Source organism: Streptomyces phaeofaciens (genome assembly GCF_014648915.1).
Classification (GTDB): Bacteria; Actinomycetota; Actinomycetes; order Streptomycetales; family Streptomycetaceae; genus Streptomyces; species Streptomyces phaeofaciens.
Window position 1 is genome coordinate 173,770 of the sequence record NZ_BMSA01000019.1, and the last position, 24,077, is coordinate 197,846.

Genomic DNA, 24,077 nt, shown 5'->3' on the forward strand with positions numbered 1-24,077 from the left:
GCAGACCCCTTACAGACCGGATTCCGACGTACGCACCAGGATCCGGCCGCAGTTCTCGCACCGCACGACCGTGTCGGACGCCGCCTTGCGGATCTCGTTCAGCTCGGTGATGGCCAGCTCCTGGCGGCAGCCCTGGCAGGAGCGCGCGTACAGCTTGGCCGCGCCGATGCCGCCCTGCTGCTGGCGCAGCTTGTCGTAGAGCTTGAGCAGCTCGGCGGGGACGGCCCCGGAGACGACCTCGCGCTCCTTGGTGACCGTGGCGGCCTCGCCGTCGATCTCCTCGAAGGCGGCGACCCGGCGCGCGGTCGCGTCGTCGATCTTCCCCTGGACGGCGCCGACGCGCTCGGTCAGCTCGGCGGCCCGCTCCTGCGCGGACTCGCGGCGCTCCATGACCTCCAGGACGATGTCCTCGAGGTCGCCCTGGCGCTTGGCGAGGGAGACGATCTCCTTCTGGAGGTTCTCCAGGTCCTTGGGCGAGCTGACGGCGCCGGAGTCGAGGCGCTGCTGGTCGCGGGCGGCGCGCTGGCGCACCTGGTCCACGTCCTGCTCGGCCTTCGTCTGCTCGCGGGCGGTGTCGCTCTCCTCGGTCTGCGCGGCCACGAGAAGGTCGCGCAGCTGCGTCAGATCCTTGGTGAGCGACTCGATCTCGGCGTGCTCGGGCAGCGACCTCCGCTTGTGCGCGAGCTGCTGGAGCCGGACGTCGAGGGCCTGGACGTCGAGGAGTCGGATCTGGTCGGCGGGCTCGGCGTTCAGTTGGGGGCTCCAGAGGTTTTCGTCGGGTCGGACGCCGCGTGGGCGGTCCAGGGGTCGGTGACCGTGCGGGAGACATGGACCCTGAGGTCCCATCCGTGACGGTCGGAGATCTCGTCGAGCTGGGCTGCGGCCAGCTCGCACCAGGGCCATTCGGTGGCCCAGTGCGCCGCGTCGAGCAGCGCGAGAGGAGTGTGGGCGGCGCGGTCCGCGAGGAACTCGGACGCCGGGTGGTGGCGCAGGTCCGCGGTGAGGAAGGCGTCGACGCCGGCCGCGCGGACATGGTCGAAGAGGCTGTCGCCGGAGCCTCCGCTGACGGCGACGGTCCGTACGACCGCCTCCGGGTCGCCGGCCACCCGGATGCCCTGCGCGGTGGCGGGCAGCCGCTCGGCGGCGCGGGCGGCCAACTCGCGGACGGTGAGCGGGTGGTCCAGCTCGCAGATCCGCCCGAGGCCGCGACGGCCGGCGGGGTCGCCCGCGTCGGGCACGAGGGGCCGTACGACCCGCAGGTCGAGGGCGCCGGCGAGGGCGTCGCTCACGCCCGGGTCGGCGGTGTCGGCGTTGGTGTGGGCGACGTGCAGCGCGATGTCGTTCTTGATGAGGGTGTGCACCACGCGGCCCTTGAAGGTGGAGGCCGCGACGGTGGTGGTGCCCCGCAGATACAGGGGGTGGTGGGTCACCAGCAGGTCGGCCCCGAGCTTCACGGCCTCGTCGACGATCTCCTGCACGGGGTCGACGGCGAACAGAACCCGGGAGACGTCCTGGTCCGGCTCCCCCACGACGGTTCCGACCGCGTCCCAGGACTCGGCCCGTTCGGCGGGCCACAGGTTCTCCAGCGCGGCGATGACTTCAGACAGACGGGGCACGGGCCAAGGCTACCTGGCCGTTCCGGGGGCCGCGCCGATGCGGTCGGGTCGGGGGGCGGGGCGGGCCGGCCCCGGGACGCCGGGTCCGGCGGGTGGCCGGGCGGGTGCCGGGCGGGAGGCCGGGCGGGAGGCACAGCCACCGCCACAGCCTCAGGCGAATCGCTTCTGCACCACTCTTACGAGCGAAGCCCCCGCCACGCGGTCCCCCGCCCGCGCGTACGAAAACTAGCTTCGTCGCCGGAGGTGACCGAACCATGACGGCCTGTGCGATCGAACCCACCGCGACGGACGGAGCGGACGGGACCAGGGACGCGGCGGAAGAGGCCACGGACGAGGCGGAGGCGGAGGCGGACACGGGGGCGGGGGCGGACACGGGGGCGGGGGCGGAAGCAGCGGCGGGGGCCGGGCCGGAGACGGCGGCGGGGCCGGCGGCGGAGTCCGCCCCGCACTCCCCCTGCGTGATCACCGCGGACGGCTCCTACGCCGCGCGTCTCGCCCGTGACGCCCGCTCCGGCGCCTGGTTCCCGGAGCGCTGGACCCTCCACGGCCCCGAGCCGTACGCCGTGCCGCTGCCCGCGCACCAGCCGGAGGAGCCCGGCACGGAGGTGCAGCCGATGGCCGACGGGCGGGTCCTGGTCCGGCGGTTCACACAGGGGCGGCACGCCTTCTCCCTGCTGTACCCGACCGGCCCCGAGACCGGCGAGCTGCCGCTCGGCGCGGTGGAGTGCCCCGACGAGGGCACCCGGCTGCGGCTGCTGCCGCCCGCCCCGTGCGGACAGCGGGCCTACGCCCTCGCCGTCGGCCGGTACTCCACCGCCGTGTGGCTCGTGGCGGGCGGCACCTTCGGGCCCGAGCACCTCGCCGAGATCCCGGGCCGTTGCTCGGGCGGCGTCTGGCTGGACCGGACCGGCCGGATGCTCGCGCTGGACCGCGAGTCCGGCGGCCCGACCAAGACGCTGGTGGTGGACCTGGAGCGCGGCGGCGAGGTCTCCCCCCTGCTCCAGATCACCGCGGACAGCGACGACCGCCTCCTGCTCGCCGACGTGGACAGCGGCCTGCTGATCATCTCCTCGGACGCGCCCTCCCCCGGCGAGCCCCGGCTGGGCTGGGGGGTCCTCGGCAGCACCCTGCCGGTCCGGTTCCCGGAATCCCTGCGGCTGCCCGGCTGCACGCTCACACCGTTCGCGGTCCAGCCCGGCCAGATCCTGCTCCCGGAGGCCTGCGCGGTGGCCCTGCGCATCGACGGCCCCTTCGGCAGCTGGGTCGGCAGCTGGCGCCCGGCGGAACGGCAGCTGCACCACCTCGCGGCACCGCAGGGCTGGCTGGCGGGCAGCGGCCTGTGGACCCCGGAGGGGGTGCTGCGGCTGCCGTACGTCACCGAGGCGGAGCCCTGCGGGGTGGCGCGGCTGAGCCCGCCGATCGTCCTCCCGCCGCCCCCGTCCGAGGAGCCGGCCCCGGCCCCCGACCCCCCGGCCGCACCCCGCCCGGTCCCCCTGCAACAGGCACCGCTCGACCGGCTTGTAACGAAGTAGCTGCGGTTGGCGTGGCCGCCTGGATTCGCCCCGTGGTGCTTTGGATAAAATCGCCCGGCGTTAAAGAAAGATCATGTTGACGGGGTGAACTCAACCGATGAGCGACGCAAGCACCACGCAGCCGCTGTCCGCCGACTCCCAGGAGACGGCCGGTCACGGCCGGCACCGGGGCCAGGTCTCGTCCCACGACGGCGACTCGGCTCCGCACGGCAGGCACCGTAAGCCGGCCGAGGACAAGACCGAAGCGGCTGCCTGACAGTACGCCGAAGGGGCTCCGCCCGTCCACAGGACGGACGGAGCCCCTTCGCATGTCCGGGTCCCGCCTTCTCTCCTTGCTTCGCTCTTTGCCTCTCTCTATTACTTCTCTCTCCGCTCCTATCGCTGCTCCCGCCGCAGCGCCAGCACCTCCGCCGCGGCGAACGTCTCCCCGTCCGGCCGGTCCGCGAAGTGGCTGCCGAGGGCGGCGTCCAGTTCCTCGAACCCGAACGTGTCCCCCTTGCAGTCGAACTTCGCCCGCACCCGAGGCCGTTCGACGACCGCGACCATCCCGCCGTGCACCACGAGCAGCTGCCCGTTGATCCGGGCGGCGGCCGGGGACGCCAGGTAGCCGACCAGTGGGGCGACATGTTCGGGGGCGAGCGGGTCGAGTCCCTCGGCCGGCTGCGCGAACCCGGCGAAGACGTCCTGCGTCATCCGGGTCCGGGCGCGCGGACAGATCACGTTGGCCGTGACGCCGTACCGGGCGAGCGCGAGGGCGGTGGACGTCGTCAGCCCGACGATTCCGCCCTTCGCCGCCGCGTAGTTGGGCTGTCCGGCCGAGCCCGCCAGGAACGCCTCCGAGGAGGTGTTCACGATCCGCCCGTACACCGGGCCGCCCGCCGCCTTGGACCGCTCCCGCCAGTGCGCGGCGGCGAAACGGGTGGTGTTGAAGTGGCCCTTGAGGTGGACCCGGATCACCGCGTCCCACTCCTCCTCCACCATGGAGAAGACCATCCGGTCGCGCAGGATGCCCGCGTTGTTGACGACGACGTCCAGCTTGCCGAACGTCTCGATCGCCGACTCGACCAGTTCACGGGCCTGCCGGAAGTCCGAGACGTCCCCGGTGTGCGCCAGCGCGGTGCCCCCGGCGGCCCGGATCTCCCGCACGACGGTCTCCGCCGGGCCGGCCGACGACTCGCCCGAGCCGTCGCGGCCGGACCGCCCGTAGTCGTTGACGACGACGGACGCGCCCAGCCGGGCCAGTTCCAGCGCCTCGGCCCGGCCGAGCCCGCGCCCGGCGCCGGTGACGATCGCGGAGAGTCCCGCGAGCGGTCCCTCGATCGGCAGTGCCATGCGATCCGCCCGCCCCTCAGATCTCTATGCAGGTCCGCAGCGCGGTCCCGGTGCGCATCTGGTCCAGTGCCTCGTTGATCCCGGCGAGCGGGACCCGGTGGGTGATCAGGCCTTCCAGGTCGATCCGGCCGGCCCGCCACAGGGCGATGGTCCGCTCGTAGGAGCGCAGGACGTCGCCGCCGCCGTACATCGAGGGCAGTATCCGCTTCTCGTCGAAGAACAGCTCGAACATGTTGAGCTGGAGGAAGTCGTCCATGGCACCCGCGCCGACGACCACGAGGGTGCCGCCGCGCCGGGTGTTCTCGTAGGCGGTGCGGGCCGTGGCGGAGCGGCCGACGACCTCGAAGACGTAGTCGAAGCCCTCGCCGCCGGTGACGAGTTGCTTGGCGCCGGCCAGTTCGTCGGGCGAGACCGCCTTCGTGGCGCCGAACCTGAGCGCGGCCTCGCGCCGGGACAGGACCGGGTCGACGGCGACGATCTCGGCGGCGCCCTTGAGCCGCGCGCCCTGGATCGCGGAGATGCCGACCCCGCCGCAGCCGATGACGGCGACCGACGAACCCGCCTCCACATCGGCGGTGTTGAGCGCGGCACCGAGGCCGGTGGTCACCCCGCAGCCGATGAGGGCGGCGATGTCGAAGGGCACGTCGTCGGGGATCGGGACGGCGCAGCCCGCGTCGACCACGACCTGCTCGGCGAAGGTGCCGGTCCCGGCGAAGCCGAACAGGTCCCCGCCGGGGCGGCGGAAGTTGGGCGTGCCCGCGTTCATGAACCCGGCCAGGCACAGCTCGGTCTGGCCGCGCCGGCAGGCGGGACACGCGCCGCAGGCGGGCAGCCAGCAGACGACGACCCGGTCGCCCGGCTTGACCCGGGTGACCCCCTCCCCCACCTCGAGGATCTCGCCGGCGCCCTCGTGGCCGGGCACGAACGGCGCGGGCTGCGGCAGCACCCCGCCCATGGCGGAGAGGTCCGAGTGGCACAGTCCGGTGGCCCGGATCCGGACCCTGACCCGGCCGGGGCCGAAGCCCACCGCCTCGACGTCGTCGAGGACCTCCAGCTTGTCCTGACCGATCTCCTGAAGTACGGCTGCGCGCATGGTGCGGCTCTCCCCTCGGGTCCCCTTACGGGTGTTGCCTTACCGGCCTTGCCTTACCGGCCTTGCCTTACCGGCCTTGCCTTACCGGCCTTGCCTTACCGGCCTTGCCTTACGGGTGTTGCCTTACGGGCCCCGCCTTACGGGTGTTGCCTTGCGGGCCTTGTCTTGCGGAGCGGGTGGTTCGGACGGGACGGAACGCGGGGTTCAGGTGTGCCGGACGACGGTGTCGGCGAGAACCGCCGCGTCGTCGCGCTCCACCGCGCTCACGGCCGCCCGCACCTCGCCCTCCCCCCGCCACAGCCGGATGCGCAGGGTCTCGCCGGGGAACACGACCCCGGCGAAGCGGGTGGCGTACGACCGCACCCGGGTGACGTCCCCGTCCAGCAGCATGTCGACGACCGCCTTGAGGGTGATCCCGTAGGTGCACAGGCCGTGCAGGATGGGCCGGTCGAAGCCGGCGAGCTTGGCGAACTCGGGGTCGGCGTGCAGCGGGTTGTAGTCGCCGGAGAGGCGGTAGAGCAGGGCCTGGTCCTCGCGGACCGCGCGCTCCACCACCCGGTCGGGTGGTCCGGCGGGCGGCTCCAGACGGGCGGACGGGCCCCGGTCGCCGCCCCAGCCGCCCTCGCCCCGGACGAAGATCTGGGCGTCGTTGGTCCACAGCGGCCCGTCCGCGTCGGCCACCTCGGTGCGCATGACGAGGACGGCGGCCTTGCCCTTGTCGTAGACGGCGGCGATCCGGCCGGTGGCGGTCGCGCGGCCCTCCACCGGGAGCGGGCGGTGGATCTCCAGGTGCTGTCCGCCGTGCAGGACACGGGCCAGGTCGACCTCGACGCCGGGCATGGACAGTCCGCTGATCACCCCGGGCGAGCCGGAGCCGGCCACGGTGGCGAAACTGGGCAGGACGTGCAGCCGGGACTCCAGCGTGTAGCGCAGTTCCTCCGGGTCGGTGGCGGGGACACCCGCGCCGATCCCGAGGTGGTAGAGCTGGACGTCCTTGCGGTTCCAGGAGATCTCGCCGGTCCGGGGTTCGGCGGCGAGCGCCTTGGCTGCGTCGATGGGCATGGGGCTCCTGACGGTGGCGGTACAGGGCGTAAGACCCCGGCACGGCCGTCCGCACCGTCGGCCGCACCGAGGTCGTCACGGTGCCGCGGAACCCGCCGGGGTTCTAGAACGCGTTCCAGTGCGGCGACCCTCTGTATAGCCGAGCCCTGTGTACTTGTGAAGACTCCTGACGGCATGTCAGAAACGGTCGGGAGGGTGTTCCTCGGGGAAGGGGAAGGGGTCTCGGCGGCGGGAGGGCCCTCCCTGCGACGGGGGTGGGGTGCGACCGATGACATTTGTCCCGCCCGGTCGATGACATGCGGCCCTGCCGGACGGGCGCCGGGAACCGTAGCGTCGAAGACGGACGAAGGACGACGAAGGACAGGGCCGGATCGAACGGGGGCAGGGACATGGCGAGGACACCCGGCAGGTGGCGGAAGACACTGGCGTGCCACTGGGCCGCCTGGCGCGCGCCGTTCCGCGAGGCGCGGGAGCAGCAGCGCGCCTGGCGGGCGCACAAGGAGCGGTACGAGGCCGAGGGTGGGGGCGGGCGCGGGGCCGAGGGTGGAGGCGTGCTCGGGGCCGAGTGCGGAACCGGGCACGGGGTCGGCTGCCGGGCCGACGACAGGGCCGCTCGTCAGGCCGGCGGCGACCTGGCGGAGCCGCCGGGACCGCCGCCCACCCCGGTGGCCCTGCTGCCCTGGCTGCTGCTGGGGATGGGCGCCTTCTCCAACCTCTTCCAGGGCGAGACGCCCAACCCGCTGCTCGGCGGCCTGGGGCTGCTCACCTTCAACTCCTGCTACATCTACGTGACCGTCCGCTCCTTCGTGAAGGACAAGCGCGAGGCGCCCTCCACCCGGGCGGCCCTGGCGGTCATGACCCTGGTGACCTGCGGTCTCGCCGGTGGCTACGGCGGCAACTGGCTGCTCTTCTTCCCCCTCCTCGGCCTGGCCGCGGGCGCCGCCCTGCGCGGAGCCCGGCTGCGCGAGGCCAGCGCGGTACTGAGCCTCCTCGCCGGTACGGTCGCCGTCCTGCACGACGGCTGGGGCGGCCTGGACATTGCCTACGCCACCTGGATCTCCACCGTGGTGACGGCCGTCATCCTGACGCTGGCCGAGGCCGTACGGGAGCTGCGCGCCGCCCGTGAGGAGCTGGCCCGGCGGGCGGTGGAGAAGGAACGGCTGCGGTTCTCCCGGGATCTGCACGACCTGCTCGGGCACACCCTGTCGGTGATCGTGGTGAAGTCGGAAGCGGCCCGGCGGCTGGCGCCCCGTGACATCGACTCCGCCCTCGCCCAGATCACGGACATCGAGTCGGTGGGCCGGCAGGCCCTGACCGAGATACGCGAGGCGGTCACCGGCTACCGCGAGGGCAGCCTGCCCACCGAACTGGAGCGGGCCCGTTCGGCGCTCACGGCGGCCGGTGTCGAGCCGTCCGTCAGCCAGTCGGGCGCACCCGTGGAGCCACAGACCGCCGCCCTGCTGGGCTGGGTGGTGCGCGAGGCGGTCACCAACGTCGTCCGGCACAGCGGCGCCACCCACTGCGGGATCACGGTGTCCGGATCGGCGGAACGGGCCCGGCTGACGGTGACGGACGACGGGCGGGGCGCGGGCGACGGGCCGGGGGCGAGCAGCGGAGGCGGAGAAGGTGCCGACGGCGGACGGGGTGCCGCCTGTGCGGGCGTCGGCGGCACGGGGCTCACCGGTCTGCGTGAGCGGCTCGCGGCGGCGGGCGGCTCGCTGACGGCCGGGCCGGGTCCGCGCGGCGGCTTCACGGTGACGGCCGAACTGCCCATGGGCATGGAGACGTCGACGGCGACGGGGGCCGAGGCGACGGCGGCGTCCGGGGCAGGGCCGTCCGAGGTGACAGCGCCCGCAAGGGAGCTGCCTCCCGTGCCGACCGGACCTACGCTTGGGCCGTGAACGAGATGCCCGGCCGGCCCCTGGGCGAAATGCCCCGCGACCACCGGCCCACCAAGTCCATCAGGGTGCTGCTGGCGGAGGACCAGGGCATGCTGCGCGGCGCGCTGGCCCTGCTGCTGGGGCTGGAGCCGGACATCGAGGTCGTGGCCCAGGTCGGGGCCGGGGACGCGATCGTCGACGCGGCCCTGCTCCACCGCCCGGACGTCGCCCTCCTCGACATCGAACTGCCGGGCATGAGCGGACTGGAGGCCGCGGCCGAGCTGCGCGACCAGGCGCCCGACTGCCGGGTGCTGATCCTGACCACCTTCGGCCGGCCCGGCTATCTGCGGCGGGCCATGGAGGCGGGGGCCGCCGGTTTCCTGGTGAAGGACGGTCCGGTGGAGGAGCTGGCGGCGGCGATCCGCCGGGTGCTGACGGGCGAGACCGTCATCGATCCGGCGCTCGCGGCGGCCGCCCTCGGCGCCGGCCCGAATCCGCTCACCACCCGCGAGTGCGATGTGCTGAAGGCGTCGGTGGACGGCGCGACGGTCGCGGACATCGCCGAGCGGCTGCACCTGTCCGAGTCCACGGTCCGCAACTACCTGTCCTCCGCCATCGGCAAGACGGCCACCCGCAACCGGATGGAGGCGATGCGGGAGGCCCGGCAGCAGGGCTGGCTGTGACGAACGGCTGGGACCCGCCGAGGAGGTCGTGCCGCCGAGGACCAGTCGCGGCGAACCGACGGTGCCGGACCAGCCACGGCGAACCGGCCGCAGGACACCGACCCCGCGGCACCGACCGCAGCGGATCAGCCACGGCGGACCGCCCGTGGCGCACCAGCCGTGGAGCGCCGGCCGCGGAAGAGCGGCCCACGGCGGACACGGGCAACAGCGGACCTGCCGCAAGGCACCAACCACGGCGGACCGGTAACGACGGCCACCCAACGGCCGGTCGCCACGGACCGCCTGCGGAGGTCCGGACCCTCGCTGGCATAGTGCCCGCATGTCTTCACCGATACGGATCCTCAGACGTTCGGCCGCGCTGGCGGCGGGTCTCGCGGCGTTACTCGCCACGGCGGTGGGACCCGCCGCGGCCGACGGTTCCGACGACGTCGTGTTGCGGTTCGACACCGCGAAGACGTACACCATGTACAACGCCGACGAGGGGGCGAAGGCCGAGAACGGCGACTTTCCCGTGCCCGTCTTCGTCATGCCCAGTGAGAACGGCGACGCCCGCAACGTCGAGGTCGTCGTGGACACGTCGGGTCTGGCGGGCGTCGCCACCGTGAGCGGCGGCGGGACCTGCGAAGGCGCGGGCCCCGTGTTCACCTGCACGTACGGCAACCTCCAGAACGGCGACGGCGAGAGCTACAACCCCTTCGTCATCCACGGCGTGGACGGCGTCCGGCCCGGCGACAGCGGGACGGTGACGTACTCCGCCACCGCCGACAACGCGGCCCCCGTCACCGGCACCACCCGTATGACCATCGGCGGCCCGACGCTGTCCTCGCCCGGCCGGGAACCCGGCGTGAGCGGGCTCGCGCCGGGGAAAGCCGCGACGCTGGCCCCGAGGTTCGCCAACAACACCCGCTTCCCCACCGAAAAGGGCGTCGCCGTCCAGGTCGGCGTGTCGGACGGGGTGACGCTGACGGCCCGGCACAGCAACTGCTTCTACGCGGGCCCCGCGCCCACCTCCGCCTGGTGCACCTTCCCCACGAAGGCCGCGGCCGGCGCCGCCTACCGCACCAGCGCCCCGCTGGTCTACACGGTCACACAGCCCGAGAGGCTGACCGGCGAGGTCACCTACACCTGGTCGTCGGCCCCGCAGAAGCCCGCGGACCACACCGTGCGCGGCACGGGCGCACCCCTCACCCTGATCCGCACCGCGAACCAGACCTTCGACGACAGCCACGGCAGGCTCGCGATCACCACCACCGTGCAGGTCGACTACCGCCCGGTGACCGCGACCGTGCGGGGCCGGGTCGGCGACACGGTGAAGGTGCGTCTGGGGTTGCTGAACCTCGGCCCCGGCCGGATACGGGGCGACGAGGAGATGGGCCGCTTCGAGGTGGTCCCGCCGGAGGGCACCACGGTCACGTCCGTCCCGTACACCTTCGAGGGGGACGGCGGGGAGTGGGCGTGCGACCGGCCCGAGAAGCCGGGCGGCGCCTTCGTCTGCGAGATCGGCTACGACCGGTTCTACGAAGTGCGGCACGACGGGGGGACGACGGCCATCGACTTCCACCTCCGCATCGACCGGCAGGTCCCGGGCGCGAAGGGCACGATCCGCACGTACAACCCGTTCGACCGCACTCCCGGCAACGACATCGCCGTCATCCCGCTGGAGGCGTCACCGGCCCCGTTCTACCGGCCCTCCCGGCACCCGGGTCTGTGGGCGGCGATCGGCGCGGGCGCCGTGGCGGTCTTGCTCCTGTCGGTCTACCGCCGTCGCCGCCGGAACGCGACCTCCTCCTGAAGCGCGTCGCCGTCCTGGCCGCGTCGCCGTCCTGCGCGCGTCGCCGCCCCGAACACGACCCCGTCCTCAACCCGACACCGCCGAACGCGGCACCGTCCCCACGCGGCACCGCCCCGAACACGGCGCCGAGTCGACCCGATACCGTCCCGAACGCGTTCTAGATCCCCGCGCCCGTCCGCCGCAGTACCCGCAGGGAACCGGTGACCGAGACCTCGGTGAAGGCGCCGGAGGCCAGGGCGCGCAGGTAGACGCGGTAGGGGGCCTGGCCGGTGAACTCGTCGGCCGGGTCCGGGAACACGTCGTGGACCAGGAGCAGGCCGCCCGGCGCCAGATGGGGTGCCCAGCCCTCGTAGTCGGCGGTGGCGTGCTCGTCGGTGTGGCCGCCGTCGACGAAGACGAGGCCGAGCGGCGCGTTCCAGATCTTCGCCACCTGCGGCGAGCGGCCGACCAGGGCGACGACGTGCTCCTCCAGGCCGGCCCGGTGCAGGGTGCGGCGGAAGGTGGGCAGCGTGTCCATCAGGCCGACCTCGGGGTCGACGGTCTCCGGGTCGTGGTAGTCCCAGCCCGGCTGCTGCTCCTCGCTGCCCCGGTGGTGGTCGACGGTGAGCGCGGTGACTCCGGCGGCGCGGGCGGCGTCGGCGAGCAGGATCGTGGAGCGCCCGCAGTAGGTGCCGACCTCGAGCAGGGGCAGCCCCAGTCGGCCCGCCTCGACGGCGGCCGCGTACAGCGCGAGCCCCTCGTCCACGGGCATGAAGCCCTTCGCGGCCTCGAACGCGGCCAGGATCTCGGGCTTCGGTGCCGCGGTCATGGGGCCTGCCTTCCGACAAGGGTGGTGGATGTCCGGGCGCCCATGCTGCCGCACCCCCGGCCGGCGGTGCGACGGGGGGTGCGGGAGGGATGCGGGACGGATGCCGGCGGTCGGTCGCTAGGCGGTGACCGTCTCGCCCGGCAGCGAGAGGTCCAGCCGTACCGCGCGCTCGTCGCCCCCGTGGCTCGCGGCGGAGGCGAGCGGTCCGTGGCCGGTGGCCTTGGCGGCGAGGACGTACGCGCCCTGGGCGGGGACGGCGAGGGTGTAGCTGCCGTCCTCCTCGGACAGGGTGGCGCCGGCCTGGCGGCCACGTCGGTCGATCAGGGTGACGCGGGCGCGGGCGACCGGGGAGCCGTCGGCGTCCAGGACCCGGCCCCGGAAGCCGCGCAGGGCCTCCTCGGCGCGCTCCAGGTTGGCGTCCTCCTCGCTGCTGGCGCGCAGCTGCGGTCCGGCCGACGGGCGCTGCCGCCCGGGCAGGAACAGGGCGAGCACCAGGCCGACGAGGACGGCACCGGTGGCGATGAGGAAGGAGACCCGGAAGCCGTGCATGGTGGGGACGGCGACGCCGCCCACGTCGTTGGCGGTGTTGGCCAGGACCATGCCGATGACGGCACTGGAGACGGAGGTGCCGATGGACCGCATCAGGGTGTTGAGGCCGTTGGCGGCGCCGGTCTCGGAGGCGGGGACGGCGCCGACGATCAGGGCGGGCAGCGAGGAGTAGGCGAGGCCGATGCCGGCGCCGAGGACGACGGCGATGACCAGGCTCTGCCAGGCGGCGTTCATCAGGCCGAGGCCGGCGCCGTAGCCGATCGCGATGATCACCATGCCGATGATCAGGGTGACCTTGGGGCCGTACTTGGCGGACAGGCGGGCGTAGACGGGTGCGGTGAACATCATCGTCAGGCCGAGCGGGGCGACGAGCAGGCCGGCGACGACCATCGACTGGCCGAGGCCGTAGCCGGTGGCGGTGGGCAGCTGGAGGAGCTGCGGCAGGACCAGGGAGACGACGTAGAAGCTGACGCCGACCATGATCGAGGCGAGGTTGGTGAAGAGGACCGCGGGGCGGGCCGTGGTGCGCAGGTCCACCAGCGGGGCCTTGACGCGCAGCTCCATCACGCCCCACAGGATCAGGACGACGGCTGCGGCGGCGAACAGGCCGAGGGTGGTGGCGGAGGTCCAGCCCCAGTCGCTGCCCTTGGTGATCGGCAGGAGGAAGAGGACCAGTCCGGCGGAGAGGCCGAAGGCGCCCGGCAGGTCGAAGGATCCCTCGGCGCGGGCCGGGGACTCCGGGACGACGAGGAGGGTGAGGACGATCGACAGGACGCCGAGGCCCGCGGCGCCGTAGAAGAGGGCGTGCCAGTCGGCGTGCTGGGCGACCAGGGCCGCGGCGGGCAGCGCGAGGCCGCCGCCGACGCCGATCGAGGAGCTCATCAGCGCCATCGCCGAGCCGAGCCGTTCCCGGGGCAGCATGTCGCGCATCAGGCCGATGCCGAGCGGGATCGCGCCCATGGCGAAGCCCTGGAGGGTACGGCCGACGATCATCGGGAGCAGTGCGCTGGTGACCGCGCTGACCAGGGCGCCGGCGACCATCACGGCCAGGCTGAGGACCAGCATGCGCCGTTTGCCGTACAGGTCGCCGAGGCGGCCCATGATCGGGGTGGCCACGGCTCCGGAGAGCAGGGTGGAGGTCAGGACCCAGGTGGCGTTGCTGGGCGAGGTGCCGAGCAGCTGCGGCAGGTCCTTGATGACCGGGACCAGCAGGGTCTGCATCACCGCTACCACGATGCCCGCGAAGGCGAGCACCGGGACGACGGCTCCGCTCGCCTCGCGGGTGGGCCGGTCGGTCGTCGAGTGCGTCATGGGAAGGGGGCCTCCGGGGCGGTGCGTCGGGGATACATGGAGACCGAACCTGTATGCATGGGCAACTATTCCGATGCTTCGGCGTACTAACAGTTTCTTTAGCCTCTCTTGACGAAGCCCCCCCACGGCCCACAACCCACCACCCACGACCCACGACCCGCGACCCGCGACCTAGGGCCAAATCCCGATGCAAGGGGCGCAGCCGGGTTGAGACCATGACGCCCATGCTGGAATCCGCCGGTACCACCCGCCCCCGCAGATCCCCCCGCCCGCACGGATCCGGTCGTGGCGCCCCCGCCGCCTGGCTGGTCGTGGCGCTCGCGTGCGCCGGACAGTTCCTGGTCGTCCTGGACGTGTCCGTCGTGAACGTGGCGCTGCCGTCGATGCGCACCGACCTGGACCTGAGCCCGTCCGGACTCCAGTGGGTGGTGAACGCGTACGCCATCGCCTTCGCCGGATTCATGCTGCTCGGCGGACGCGCGGGTGACCTCTACGGCCGCAAGCGGATGTTCCTCGCCGGGCTCGCCCTGTTCACCGTGGCCTCGCTGGCCGGCGGACTCGCCCAGGACGGCTGGCAGCTGCTCCTCGCGCGGGCCGTGCAGGGCCTCGGCGCGGCGGTGCTCGCCCCGTCGACGCTGACGATCGTCACCTCCGCCGTCCCGGAGGGTGCCGCCCGGGCCCGTGCGATCGCCACGTGGACGGCGGTCGGCGCGGGCGGCGGGGCCGCCGGCGGACTCGTCGGCGGAGTGCTGGTGGACGTCCTGTCCTGGCGGTGGGTGCTGCTGATCAACGTGCCCGTCGGGGCCGTCGTGCTGGGCGGCGCCCTGCGATGGCTGCGCGAGAGCCGCGCCGGCGACGGCCGCCGTCTGGACCTGCCGGGCGCTCTGCTGGTCACGGCCGGCCTGGCCACGCTGGCGTACGGCATCTCGCAGACCGAGAGCGAGGGGTGGACGGCGTCGGCCACGCTCGTACCGCTGGCCGCCGGGCTCGCGCTGATCGGGCTGTTCCTCGCCGTGGAGGCACGCACGGCGGCCCCGCTGATGCCGCTGGCCCTGTTCCGGCGGCGGGCGGTGTCGGCGGCGAACGCGGCGATGTTCCTGTCCGGCTCGGCGATGTTCGCCATGTGGTTCTTCCTGACGCTGTACGCGCAGAACGCCCTCGGCTACACCCCGCTGGAGGCCGGCCTCGCGCTGGTGCCCAGCTCGCTGGCCGTCGTCCTCGGCTCCAAGCTCGCGCCGCGCCTCATGCGCACGGCCGGGGCGCGCACGGTGGCGGCGCTGGGCACGCTCGTCGCGGCGACCGGCTTCGGCTGGCAGTCCACGATGCGGATCGACGACCCGTACGTCACCGGGATCATGCTGCCGGGCGTGCTGATGATGCTGGGCGCCGGCCTGGCCTCGACCCCGCTCGCCGCGCTGGCCACCTCGGGGGCCCCGCCCGGCGAGGCCGGTCTGGTGTCCGGTCTGGTCAACACCTCCCGCACGATGGGCGGCTCGCTGGGCCTGGCCGTCCTGTCGACGATCGCGGCCGCCCGGACGGCAGGGCGCGGGACGCCGGAGGCCCTGACCGAGGGGTACGCGCTGGCGTTCCGGACAGGCACCGGGGTGCTGCTCGCGGGGGTCGTCCTGATGCTGGTGTGGCTGCCGCGCCCGGTCGGCGGGGGCGTGGGGAACGACGGGGCGGGCGCGGCCGGCGGGGCGGCGGAAAAACTTTCCGCGCCGGGGCAACGATCCTGACCGCTCGGGGCCTCCTTTGAACATCTAGGAGGTGCCCATGGGGGATCGCAAGCAGGCCGGGAACACGGAGTTCCAGGCCTTCGCCATCGGCCGCTACCCACGGCTGATGCGCACGGCATTTCTCCTCACGGGGGAGCAGCACGCCGCGGAGGACCTGGTCCAGTCGACGCTCGAACAGGTCTATGTGGCCTGGCGCAGGGTCGCCGCGGCCGACGAACCGGAGGCGTACGTACGGCGCGTGATGATCAACGCGCATGCCCGCAGGTACCGCAGGAAGCTGCGGGAGTTCCTCGCCCCGAAGGGCGACGACCGGGGCCTGGCGTACGAGATCGCCGACACCGGCGACCGCATCGCCCAGGCCGACGACCGCCATGCCCTGCTGAAGGCGCTCGCCGAGCTGCCACCGCGGCAGCGGGAGGCAGTGGTCCTGCGGTACTGGGAGGACCTGACCGAGACGCAGGCGGCCGAGGCGATGGGGTGTTCGGTCGGCGCGGTGAAGAGCAACACGGCCAAGGGGATCGCGAAACTGCGCGCCATACCGGGACTGGCGGACATGGTGACGCACGGAGGGCGGAAGTGATGAGCGCGGACCGGGAGAACCACGACATGACGCAGCACGACATCGCCCTCCTGCTGGCCGACGCCGCGGACGAGGTGGAGATCGGCATAGCCCCCACCCAGGCCCTGATCCGCGGCGGCCGCCGCCGCAAGGCCCGGCGCTGGGCGGTCGCGGCCGCCGCGGCCCTGGTGGTGGCCGGCTCGACGGGGGCGCTGGCGGTCACGGGGCTGTCCGGCGGCGACGGGCAGCAGGTGGCGGCGCCGCCGTCACCCAGCGTGGTGCAGGACGTGGGGCGGCCGTACCGCACGACGCTCGGCACCGGCCGGGAGCCGGACGGAAACTATTGGTGGGTCTACATCGACGTGTGGGCGGCCCCGCGCGACGCGGCGGAGGGGGCGGCCCAGCTGGCGGCGATGGGCGAGTACGGCGAGGCGCCGATCGACGTGACCGAGGGTTCCGACCTGGTCGGCAAGATCTCGTACTTCGTGCTGCGCAGCTACGGCGCCGCCAAGAGCCAGGGCACCGTGAAGATACAGGGCACGGCCCCCGCCTCGGAAGCCCTGTCGGGCAACGACAACGAGTCCGGGGCGATGCCCCTCGACCCGGACTCCAACGGCCCCAACCGCCTGGTGATCGGCTCTGTGGCCAAGACCGCCCAGGCGGTCACCTGCCGCTGGAAGGACGGCACGACCACCAAGCTCGACAGGGTCCCCGCCCGCACCGATGTCTCCGTCGACCGGCCGGCGATCCGTACCCCCGAAGGGTCCCCGAACGCCTGGTTCGTCTGCCTGGCTCCCCAGGGCACCGAGTTCGCGTCGGCGGAGGTGACCGTGCCCTGACAGCGGCCGGGGCGGCAGGTCCGGCCGCCGCCCCCGAGCTCGTCCCGGGGTGCCCGCTAGGGTGGCACGCGTGTCGTACACCAGCCCGCCCTCCGACCCCTTCGACCCGTTCGGCTCTCCGCAGCCCCGCCGGTCCCGGCTGCGCCGTCCGCTGACCGTCGCGCTCGCCGTGCTGGTGCCCGGCGCGCTGCTGGGCTGGCTGGCGTACGGGACGCTCGGCGGGACCGGAGACGGCGGGGACGGGGCGGACCGGGCGGCGGGGTCCGGGGCGACGCCGAGCGTGCTGCACTCCCCCACGGACGGCGAAGGCAAGACCGGCGACCCGGGGGCGACCGCGTCCGCCACCTCCGATCCGAAGGGCTCCGACTCCCTCAAGGGCAAGGTCGTCGTCATCGACCCCGGCCACAACCCGGCCAACGCCGAGCACACCGCCGAGATCAACCGCACGGTGGACATCGGCACCAACTCCAAGGAGTGCGACACCACGGGGACGTCCACCAACTCCGGTTACAGCGAGGCCCGTTTCACCCTGGACGTCGCGCACCGGCTGCGGACCCTGCTGCAACAGCGGGGCGCCACGGTGAAGCTGACCCAGGACGCGGACCGGCCGTACGGGCCGTGCGTGGACGAGCGGGCCCGGATCGGGAACGCGGCGCACGCCGACGCGGTCGTCTCGATCCACGCGGACGGCTCCGGAACCGGCAACCGCGGCTTCCACGTGATCCTGCCGGGCTCGGTACGGGCGGGTGCCGCCGACACCCGTGCCATCACGGGCCCGTCGAAGAACCTCGGAAAACTGATCGCGGACGACTTCGCACGCACGACGGGCAGTTCCCCGTCCAACTACATCGGCGACGGCACCGGTCTCGTCACGCGTGAGGACCTGGGCGGTCTCAATCTGTCAACGGTTCCCAAGGTGTTCATCGAGTGCGGCAACATGCGCGATAGCAAGGACGCGGCGCTGCTGACCAGTGGCGCCTGGCGGCAGAAGGCGGCGCAGGGGATCTCTGAGGGAATCGTGAGTTTCCTGCGCGGGTAGTGATCAGCGCATAGATCCGGGCGGACATCCCGATCGTGTGGACGATAGTGTCGTCCCTACGATGAGGGGCCACCCCCGCGCTTCACACAGGGGCCTGACGGCGACATGGTGACAGCGACGCCTCTACCAACGCGTACTGATGACGACTGACGAAGGACCTGAAGTGAATATCCGCTCCCTCACTCGAGGCGACGGCGTGGTGATCGGAGCAGCGGTACTGCTCTTCATCGCGTCGTTCCTCGACAACTACTCGTACGACGGCGTACCCGACAGCGTCGACATGCCGAGCCTCTGGTCGAGCGGACCGGTCCTGCTCAGTGTTGTCCTCGCGGGCCTCATCGGGGCGGCCCTCGTCGTTGTCGCCCGAGGACTGCCGCAGCCCCGCAAGGTCGTCGGCCTGGAGCTCGGCCCCTTCGGTGTCGCCTTCGCGCTGTTCGCCGCGTGGAGCGCCCTGGGCAATGTGATCGACCCGGTGGGCGCCGTGGACAACATCGGCAGCGGTTCCGACTCGGGTGCTCCCGACGCCGGCACGGGCCTGATCCTGGCGCTCGTCGCGACGCTGGTCATGGCCGGCGCCGCCATCGCCACCCCCCTGGTCCCCGCCCTTCAGGCCGGGCTGGTGCCGGCTCCGAAGCCGCCGACGCCGCAGCCCTACGGTGCCCAGCCGCCCGCCGGTTACGGCTACCCGGGTGCGCCGCAGCCGTCGGCCTTCGGTGGTCAGCCGCAGGCCCCGGGGCAGCCGCCGTTCGGCGCGCAGCCCGGTGCGGCGCAGCCGTCGGCGCAGGACTTCTCGCCGTTCTGGTTCGCCGTGCCGGTGCCGCGTCCGCTGTACGGGGAGGACGGTGCGCCGATGCCGATCGCGGAGCTGGCGCCGGGTACCTGGTACCTCGCGGTCGAGCAGGGCTCCCAGGGTCTGGTCGCGCAGACCCAGGACGGCCGCCGCGGTGTCCTGCGGGACTCCTCCGGCATCCAGCGCGGCTGAGCGAACCGCGCGGGCAGCTCACGGCCCCTCGCCCTTCCGGGCGGGGGGCCGTTGTCGTACAGTCGCAGCCCCCAGAGATCTGACGGACCGTCAGGAGGCAGTGATGCGGCTCGGTCTCGCGCTCGGCTACTGGGGCCGCGGCCCCGACCCCGGCCATGTGGAGCTGGCGCGGGAGGCGGAGCGGCTCGGGTACGACTCGGTGTGGACGGCGGAGTCCTGGGGTTCGGACGCCTTCACCCCGCTGACCTGGATCGCCGCGCACACCACACGGATCGCTCTGGGCACGGCGGTCGCGCAGATGGCGGCCCGCTCCCCCACCACCACGGCGATGCACGCCCTCACCCTGGACCATCTCTCCGGCGGGCGGATGACGCTCGGGCTCGGTCTGTCGGGCCCCCAGGTGGTCGAGGGCTGGTACGGGCGGCCGTTCCCGGCGTCGCCGCTGACCGCGACCCGGGAGTACGTGGACGTCGTACGACAGGTGCTGCGGCGGGAGGGGCCGGTGGAGCTGGGCGACGGGCGGTTCCATCCGCTGCCCTACCGGGGGCCGGGGGCGACCGGTCTGGGCAGGCCGCTGCGGTCCATCACGCATCCGCTGCGGCCGCGGCTGCCGGTGCTGCTGGGGGCCGAGGGCCCGCGGAACGTGGCGCAGACGGCGCGGATCGCGGACGGCTGGCTGCCGTTGTACTGGTCGCCGAACCGGCCGGACGCGTACGGGCCGGCGATCGCGGAGCTGCCGCAGGGGTTCCGGGTCGCGCCGATGGCCCGGGTCAGGGTCTGCGACGACGTCGCCGAGGGCCTGCTGGGCGTCAAGGCCATGCTCGGCTTCTACATCGGCGGCATGGGCCATGCCACCCGCAACTTCCACGCCGACCTGATGGCACGCATGGGGTACGAGGAGGAGGCGCGGCGGATCCAGGAGCTGTTCCTGGCGGGCCGGCGGGAGGAGGCGGTGCTGGCCGTCCCGGACGCCTTCGCCGACGAGATCTCGCTGGTCGGGCCGCGTGAACGGATCGCGGAGCGGCTGGAGCCGTGGCGCAGGGGCCCGGTGACGGACCTGCTGGCCCTGGCGCCGGACCCGCACACCCTGCGGGTGCTGGCCGAGCTGAACGCCTGACGTCCGCCGGGCCCGTCAGAGGAAGACGGCGATCGGGTTGAGCGTCAGCTCGCCGTTCTCCCGGTTCCAGGTCGGCACCTTGCCCAGGCAGCGGGCCTGGAACTCCCCGGTGAAGTACTCGGCGTTGTGGAAGCCCTCGCGCACCCCGGACGCCTCGCAGGTGATGCGCACCTGGGCGGCGGGCTCGCCGGTGCCGTACCGGGCGCGCAGCACGATGTCGCCGTTCTCGGCATGGCGGGCGGTGAACAGGCCGGTGACCGAGACGAACGCCGTGGCGACGCCGATGGCGGTCAGCGGCACGCGGCCGTCGCCGCCCTGTTCGCCCAGGGTGTCGGCGAGCGCCCGGTTCGGGGTGACGACGCCGGTGGTGAGGTCGGCGTGGACCACGGCGTCCTCCTTGCGCATGGTGTCCGTCAGCAGCCGGATCACGGTGATGGGCGTGCTGTGCTGGATGTAGGCGGTGACGCGTTCCTTGGTGGCTTCCCGGTGCGCCCCGAACAGGCCGCCGAGCAGCCGCGCGAACAGCCCCACCCCCGCGTTGACGTTGGTGCGGTCGGCGACCTCCGCCTCCAGGGCCGCGGAGAAGCCGCCGTACTCGTAGAGGTCCATGACCCGCGGTTTGTGCAGGAAGAAGCACATGCCCTGCACGGTGCGGCCGCCGCCGCGCCGGCGGCGCAGCCGGCCGGCGCGGTGCAGGGCGTGGCGTGCGAGGACGGCGCAGGCGCCCGCCGTCACCGCCCAGACGGCCACCCAGGGCCACCACAGGCTCCACCACTGATCGTCAATGACACCCACGGATCTCCTTGAACGCGTCGGAGAGCGAGGAGAGTCCGGCGTCGACCAGCCGGCCGCCGGTCGCCGTGGCGGCCCGCTCCAGGGCTTCGGGGTCGGCCTCTCCGAACGGGACGGTGAAGGTCGGCACCGCGTCGGCGGCGGCACCGAGCCGTTCGTGCCGGCGCAGGAACTCGGCATAGGTGAGGCCCGCGTTGTTCTCGCCGTCCGTCATCAGCACAAGGGCGACGGGCCGTTCGGGTGCCGCGCGCACGGCGTCGGCGGCGATGCGATAGCCGCGGTCGAGGGCCGACCAGACGGCGGTGGCGTCGTCGAAGCCGCCGCCGGCGACGATCCGGTCGAGGGTCTCCAGGTCGCCGTCCCCGCGCACGGTGACCGTCCGCTCCTGGAGCACCCGGCCGCCGAACCGTACGACGGTGAGGATCTCGCCTCGGTGGAAGCGGGCGAACTTGCCGGTGGTGGTGCGGTCGGCGCCGCTCAGCCCGGCGAACGCGGCGCGCAGTGCGGCGATGCGGTCGCCGCGCATCGAGGTGGAGAAGTCCAGCAGGAAGACGACCTGGTCGCCGGTGGGGTGCGCGGGGTCGCCGTAGTCGTCGACGAGCCGCTCCACGATCGACAGCCGGTCGGGGTAGGAGAGCGCGTTGCCGACCGGCACCCGCAGCCGTGCCGACGGCTCGACGTCCCTGTTGACCGGGCGCCGGAAGGTGCGGCGCATCAGCTCGCGCTGGGTGTCGGCGCTCAGCAGCCAGTCGGTGACCTTGCGGTAGGCGGTGCGTTCGGCGGGGTCGAGGAGGAGCAGCGGGAAGTCGGACAGGACCATGCCGTCGTCCGGGTGGACGATCTCCAGCGGGTGGGCGAGTCTTCCGCCGGCGTTCAGGGCGAGCAGTTCGGACTCGTGGGCGATCAGCGCGTCGGCGGCGTCCTGGTCCTTCGGATAGGTGTCGAGCAGGGCGCGGGAGCTGGGCGCGGTGAGGCTCTGGCCGGAGCGGAAGCCGCGCAGCCGGTCGCAGGAGACGTCCTGTTCGCGCAGGGCGCTGCCGGTGCCGGCGGCGGCGGTGGCGACACCGACCAGGGCGGCGCGTCCGGTGTCGCTGCGCCGGGGGTCGGCCATGCCGAAGCGCAGCCGGCCGTCGGCGGCGGCGTCCGCGAGGTCGGCCCAGGTGATCCGGCCGCCGGGGGTGTTCGCGCGCAGGGCGGCGGCGGTCTCGGGGGTGAGGCCGGCGACGACCGGTGAGCGCATCACGGAGGTGGACTCGGGCCGGGCGAGGCGGCCGCCGGAGTCCTGCACCCGCAGCTGGAAGGAGCGGTCGGAGGCGAGCCAGGCCAGGTCGTAGGAGGGCTTCCCGGCGGCCGGGGGCTGCCGGCCGGCGAGGTCGGCGGTGGCCTCGTAGGTCATCTCCAGTTCGACGCCGGTGTCGTTCTCCAGCCGGTCCAGGAGCGGTTCCACGTCGGCGAGTTCGGGGCTGGCGAGGACGCGCAGGGTGAGGTGGTCGGGGTCGCGGGCGCAGGCGGAGGTCAGGGTGGCGAGCAGGGCGACGGCGAGGGCGAGGGCGCCGATCCGCCGCCTCACGGGGTGTCCTTGGCGGGCGGCGGGCAGCTGCCGACGTAGTCGATGATCCGTTCCAGGACGTCGAGGTCGGGCTCGTAGGCCTTGGTCCGGTCGGTGTTGGGGACGGGGACCTGGATGCCGTGATCGCGCAGGTAGGCGTCGAGGCGTTCGCCGGTGTCCTCCTCCGCGTCGGAGTCACGGACCCGGAAGCCGAGTTCGAGGGCCCGTTCGCGCAGCGCGTCGTCCTCCTCCAGGATGCGGACGAGCCGGTCGCCGCGGTCGGTGAGGGAGATGAGCTGGGGTTCGGTGAGGGTGTAGGGGGTGGGGTAGAGCAGGACGCGGTCGGTGTCCTGGCGGCCGTGCCGGTCGTGGTGGGCGATCTGGTGGGCCAGGTACTGGTGCTCGTAGATCACGGAGAGGGGGGCGATGGACTCGCCGAGGTCGGAGAGGTAGCTGTCGGCCTGTTCGTCGGCCCACATGCCCTGGAGGCTGATCAGAGGTTTGATCCTGGCCGCGAGGTCGGTCACCGCGTCCTGGGCGAGCCGGGCGTCGTTCACGTTCTGGGTGCCCGGGGTGCTGTTCCGGTTGGCGACGAAGGCGAGGAGGCTGAGGTAGGTGCCGGCCGAGTTGGACTCGCAGACGCTGGAGGTGCGCACCAGCACCCGGCCGCTGTTGCTGCGGCCGCCGGCGGTGTCGAAGCCGATGCCGTTCCAGGTGTCGGCGCCCTCGGTCTTCCCGTCGCCGTCCTGGTCGGCGGTGCTGCGGCCGCCGTCCCTGCCGTCGAGCAGGCCCATGAAGCGGCGCATGTCGAGGTCGTAGTAGAGGGTGTCGCCGCCCGCCGCCCCCTGGGGTGTGGCGACGCCGGCCCTGACGAGGGTCTCGGCGTAGGAGCGGAACGTGCCGAGGACGAGCGGGGTGACGAAGGGGCGGGCCGAGCGGACGGAACGGTCCTGCCGGTCGAGGACGAGTTTCGCGGCGGGCTGGCCGGACGGGAAGACGACGTCCATGTCCTTCAGCGACTGGGTGGCGATGCCGCGCGATCCGAGCCGGTGGATGTCGACCCGTATGCCGTGCCGCAGCAGCAGCCGCTGCACCTCGGGGTCCTTGAAGAAGTCGGACTTGGAGGCCATCTTCGCCTCCAGGGTGGTGATCTGTTCGAACGGTCTGAGGGTGTTCCCGGAGACGAGCAGGGAGATCAGTCCGGCCAGCGCGAGCGGCAGCGCGGCGACGACATGCCGGGGGACGCGGCGGCGGCGCACCCGCCGGGTGGTGAGTCTCGGTTCGTCGATCGTGGGTCTTCCGGTGACGGACAACGGCCCCCTCCTGCCACTCCGGGGCCAGGATCATCGGGCACGCCTTCGAACACGGCCCCGCGGAAGGGTCAACTCCAGGCCAACGCGCGAGAAATGACGGTCCGGGACGGGTCGGGTTTCAGACGCCGCGCAGCGGCAACCCGCAGCCCATGTCCCCTCGATATCGCAACGGTGCGAACCAGGCCGGCACGGTCATCGCCGTGGTCGCCGACGTCATGGCCCTCATCCTGGGCCTGTGGATCCTCATGTACCTGCTGGACGCGAACCGCGGGAACGACTTCGTCCAGTTCGTCCACGACGTGGCCCGCTGGCTCGCCGGCTGGTCGTACGACCTGTTCACCTTCGACGAGGCGTGGGCGAGGGTCGTGGCCGGTTACGGTCTGGCGGCGGTGGTGTACCTGTTCGTCGGTCACGCGATCGCGAACCGGGTCCACCGCCACTGACCCCACTGCCTCAGGACCCCGCTACCTCAGGACCCCACTACCTGATGACC

Annotated in this window: 22 protein-coding genes; 12 read left to right on the forward strand and 10 right to left on the reverse strand. The window is 73.2% G+C overall.

Features of this window, described 5'->3' with window-relative positions; all coding sequences use genetic code 11:
- Nucleotides 1–9: 9 nt before the first annotated feature.
- Both IE275_RS28960 and IE275_RS28965 read right to left on the reverse strand, forming a co-directional pair.
- On the reverse strand, nucleotides 10–753 hold the full coding sequence (locus tag IE275_RS28960) for a zinc ribbon domain-containing protein (protein ID WP_189714536.1): 744 nt from the start codon (nucleotides 751–753) through the stop codon (nucleotides 10–12).
- Complete coding sequence (locus tag IE275_RS28965; protein WP_189714454.1) at nucleotides 750–1,616, reverse strand: Nif3-like dinuclear metal center hexameric protein; 867 nt, start codon at nucleotides 1,614–1,616, stop codon at nucleotides 750–752. Before IE275_RS28965 ends, IE275_RS28960 begins: the two co-directional genes overlap by 4 nt.
- A gap of 254 nt (nucleotides 1,617–1,870) precedes the next feature.
- On the opposite strand from IE275_RS28965, the gene IE275_RS28970 reads away from it, so the two are divergent.
- The gene (locus tag IE275_RS28970) at nucleotides 1,871–3,148 is read left to right on the forward strand and encodes a hypothetical protein (protein ID WP_189714456.1); all 1,278 of its coding nucleotides are present in this window, start codon (nucleotides 1,871–1,873) and stop codon (nucleotides 3,146–3,148) included.
- A 97-nt stretch (nucleotides 3,149–3,245) separates the two neighbouring features.
- Entirely contained in the window at nucleotides 3,246–3,404 is a 159-nt protein-coding gene (locus IE275_RS28975; protein ID WP_189714458.1) for a hypothetical protein, read from the forward strand.
- Nucleotides 3,405–3,523: 119 nt separating this feature from the next.
- Here the strand turns inward: IE275_RS28975 and IE275_RS28980 are convergent, their stop codons facing one another.
- From IE275_RS28980 to chsH3, 3 genes are all read right to left on the reverse strand, one after another.
- The gene (locus IE275_RS28980; protein WP_189714460.1) at nucleotides 3,524–4,480 is read right to left on the reverse strand and encodes a 3-oxoacyl-ACP reductase; all 957 of its coding nucleotides are present in this window, start codon (nucleotides 4,478–4,480) and stop codon (nucleotides 3,524–3,526) included.
- 16 nt (nucleotides 4,481–4,496) lie between these two features.
- Nucleotides 4,497–5,573: a Zn-dependent alcohol dehydrogenase gene (locus IE275_RS28985; protein WP_189714462.1), complete on the reverse strand. Its 1,077-nt coding sequence runs from the start codon at nucleotides 5,571–5,573 to the stop codon at nucleotides 4,497–4,499.
- 204 nt (nucleotides 5,574–5,777) lie between these two features.
- Nucleotides 5,778–6,635, reverse strand: coding sequence for an enoyl-CoA hydratase ChsH3 (chsH3, locus tag IE275_RS28990; RefSeq protein ID WP_189714465.1), 858 nt, complete (start codon nucleotides 6,633–6,635; stop codon nucleotides 5,778–5,780).
- Between the two features lie 389 nt (nucleotides 6,636–7,024).
- Here chsH3 and IE275_RS28995 point away from each other — a divergent pair, with 389 nt between their 5' ends.
- From IE275_RS28995 to IE275_RS29005, 3 genes are all read left to right on the forward strand, one after another.
- Nucleotides 7,025–8,536, forward strand: coding sequence for a sensor histidine kinase (locus tag IE275_RS28995; RefSeq protein ID WP_189714467.1), 1,512 nt, complete (start codon nucleotides 7,025–7,027; stop codon nucleotides 8,534–8,536).
- A gap of 29 nt (nucleotides 8,537–8,565) precedes the next feature.
- Entirely contained in the window at nucleotides 8,566–9,198 is a 633-nt protein-coding gene (locus IE275_RS29000) for a response regulator transcription factor (protein WP_189714537.1), read from the forward strand.
- Between the two features lie 319 nt (nucleotides 9,199–9,517).
- Nucleotides 9,518–10,990 carry a hypothetical protein gene (locus IE275_RS29005; RefSeq protein ID WP_189714468.1) on the forward strand — a complete coding sequence of 491 codons (1,473 nt, stop codon included), beginning with the start codon at nucleotides 9,518–9,520 and terminating at the stop codon, nucleotides 10,988–10,990.
- 157 nt (nucleotides 10,991–11,147) lie between these two features.
- Here the strand turns inward: IE275_RS29005 and IE275_RS29010 are convergent, their stop codons facing one another.
- Entirely contained in the window at nucleotides 11,148–11,798 is a 651-nt protein-coding gene (locus IE275_RS29010; RefSeq protein WP_189714470.1) for a class I SAM-dependent methyltransferase, read from the reverse strand.
- A 117-nt stretch (nucleotides 11,799–11,915) separates the two neighbouring features.
- Nucleotides 11,916–13,658 carry an MFS transporter gene (locus tag IE275_RS29015; protein WP_189714472.1) on the reverse strand — a complete coding sequence of 581 codons (1,743 nt, stop codon included), beginning with the start codon at nucleotides 13,656–13,658 and terminating at the stop codon, nucleotides 11,916–11,918.
- 224 nt (nucleotides 13,659–13,882) lie between these two features.
- Here IE275_RS29015 and IE275_RS29020 point away from each other — a divergent pair, with 224 nt between their 5' ends.
- The 6 genes from IE275_RS29020 (at nucleotide 13,883) to IE275_RS29045 (ending at nucleotide 19,930) form a co-directional block, all read left to right on the forward strand.
- A complete protein-coding gene (locus tag IE275_RS29020; RefSeq protein ID WP_373299301.1) occupies nucleotides 13,883–15,394 on the forward strand; it encodes an MFS transporter in 1,512 nt (503 codons plus the stop codon).
- 37 nt (nucleotides 15,395–15,431) lie between these two features.
- Nucleotides 15,432–15,974, forward strand: a complete 543-nt coding sequence (locus IE275_RS29025) for a SigE family RNA polymerase sigma factor (protein WP_189714476.1) — start codon at nucleotides 15,432–15,434, stop codon at nucleotides 15,972–15,974.
- Nucleotides 15,974–16,792 carry a hypothetical protein gene (locus tag IE275_RS29030; RefSeq protein WP_189714478.1) on the forward strand — a complete coding sequence of 273 codons (819 nt, stop codon included), beginning with the start codon at nucleotides 15,974–15,976 and terminating at the stop codon, nucleotides 16,790–16,792. The genes IE275_RS29025 and IE275_RS29030 overlap by 1 nt, the downstream gene beginning before the upstream one ends.
- Before the next feature lie 70 nt (nucleotides 16,793–16,862).
- A complete protein-coding gene (locus IE275_RS29035; protein WP_189714480.1) occupies nucleotides 16,863–17,831 on the forward strand; it encodes an N-acetylmuramoyl-L-alanine amidase in 969 nt (322 codons plus the stop codon).
- A gap of 163 nt (nucleotides 17,832–17,994) precedes the next feature.
- Nucleotides 17,995–18,813 carry a DUF5336 domain-containing protein gene (locus IE275_RS29040; RefSeq protein WP_189714482.1) on the forward strand — a complete coding sequence of 273 codons (819 nt, stop codon included), beginning with the start codon at nucleotides 17,995–17,997 and terminating at the stop codon, nucleotides 18,811–18,813.
- Nucleotides 18,814–18,916: 103 nt separating this feature from the next.
- Entirely contained in the window at nucleotides 18,917–19,930 is a 1,014-nt protein-coding gene (locus tag IE275_RS29045) for an LLM class F420-dependent oxidoreductase (RefSeq protein WP_189714484.1), read from the forward strand.
- 15 nt (nucleotides 19,931–19,945) lie between these two features.
- Here IE275_RS29045 and IE275_RS29050 read toward each other — a convergent pair whose 3' ends face one another.
- From IE275_RS29050 to IE275_RS29060, 3 genes are read right to left on the reverse strand one after another with little or no spacing between them, the layout of a single operon-like run.
- On the reverse strand, nucleotides 19,946–20,725 hold the full coding sequence (locus IE275_RS29050; RefSeq protein ID WP_189714486.1) for a hypothetical protein: 780 nt from the start codon (nucleotides 20,723–20,725) through the stop codon (nucleotides 19,946–19,948).
- Nucleotides 20,712–22,292, reverse strand: coding sequence for a VWA domain-containing protein (locus IE275_RS29055; RefSeq protein ID WP_189714488.1), 1,581 nt, complete (start codon nucleotides 22,290–22,292; stop codon nucleotides 20,712–20,714). The genes IE275_RS29050 and IE275_RS29055 overlap by 14 nt, the downstream gene beginning before the upstream one ends.
- Complete coding sequence (locus IE275_RS29060; protein WP_229870675.1) at nucleotides 22,289–23,584, reverse strand: hypothetical protein; 1,296 nt, start codon at nucleotides 23,582–23,584, stop codon at nucleotides 22,289–22,291. Before IE275_RS29060 ends, IE275_RS29055 begins: the two co-directional genes overlap by 4 nt.
- A 149-nt stretch (nucleotides 23,585–23,733) precedes the next feature.
- Between IE275_RS29060 and IE275_RS29065 the strand changes: the two genes are divergently transcribed.
- Nucleotides 23,734–24,027 carry a hypothetical protein gene (locus IE275_RS29065; RefSeq protein ID WP_189714490.1) on the forward strand — a complete coding sequence of 98 codons (294 nt, stop codon included), beginning with the start codon at nucleotides 23,734–23,736 and terminating at the stop codon, nucleotides 24,025–24,027.
- Nucleotides 24,028–24,077: the final 50 nt, after the last annotated feature.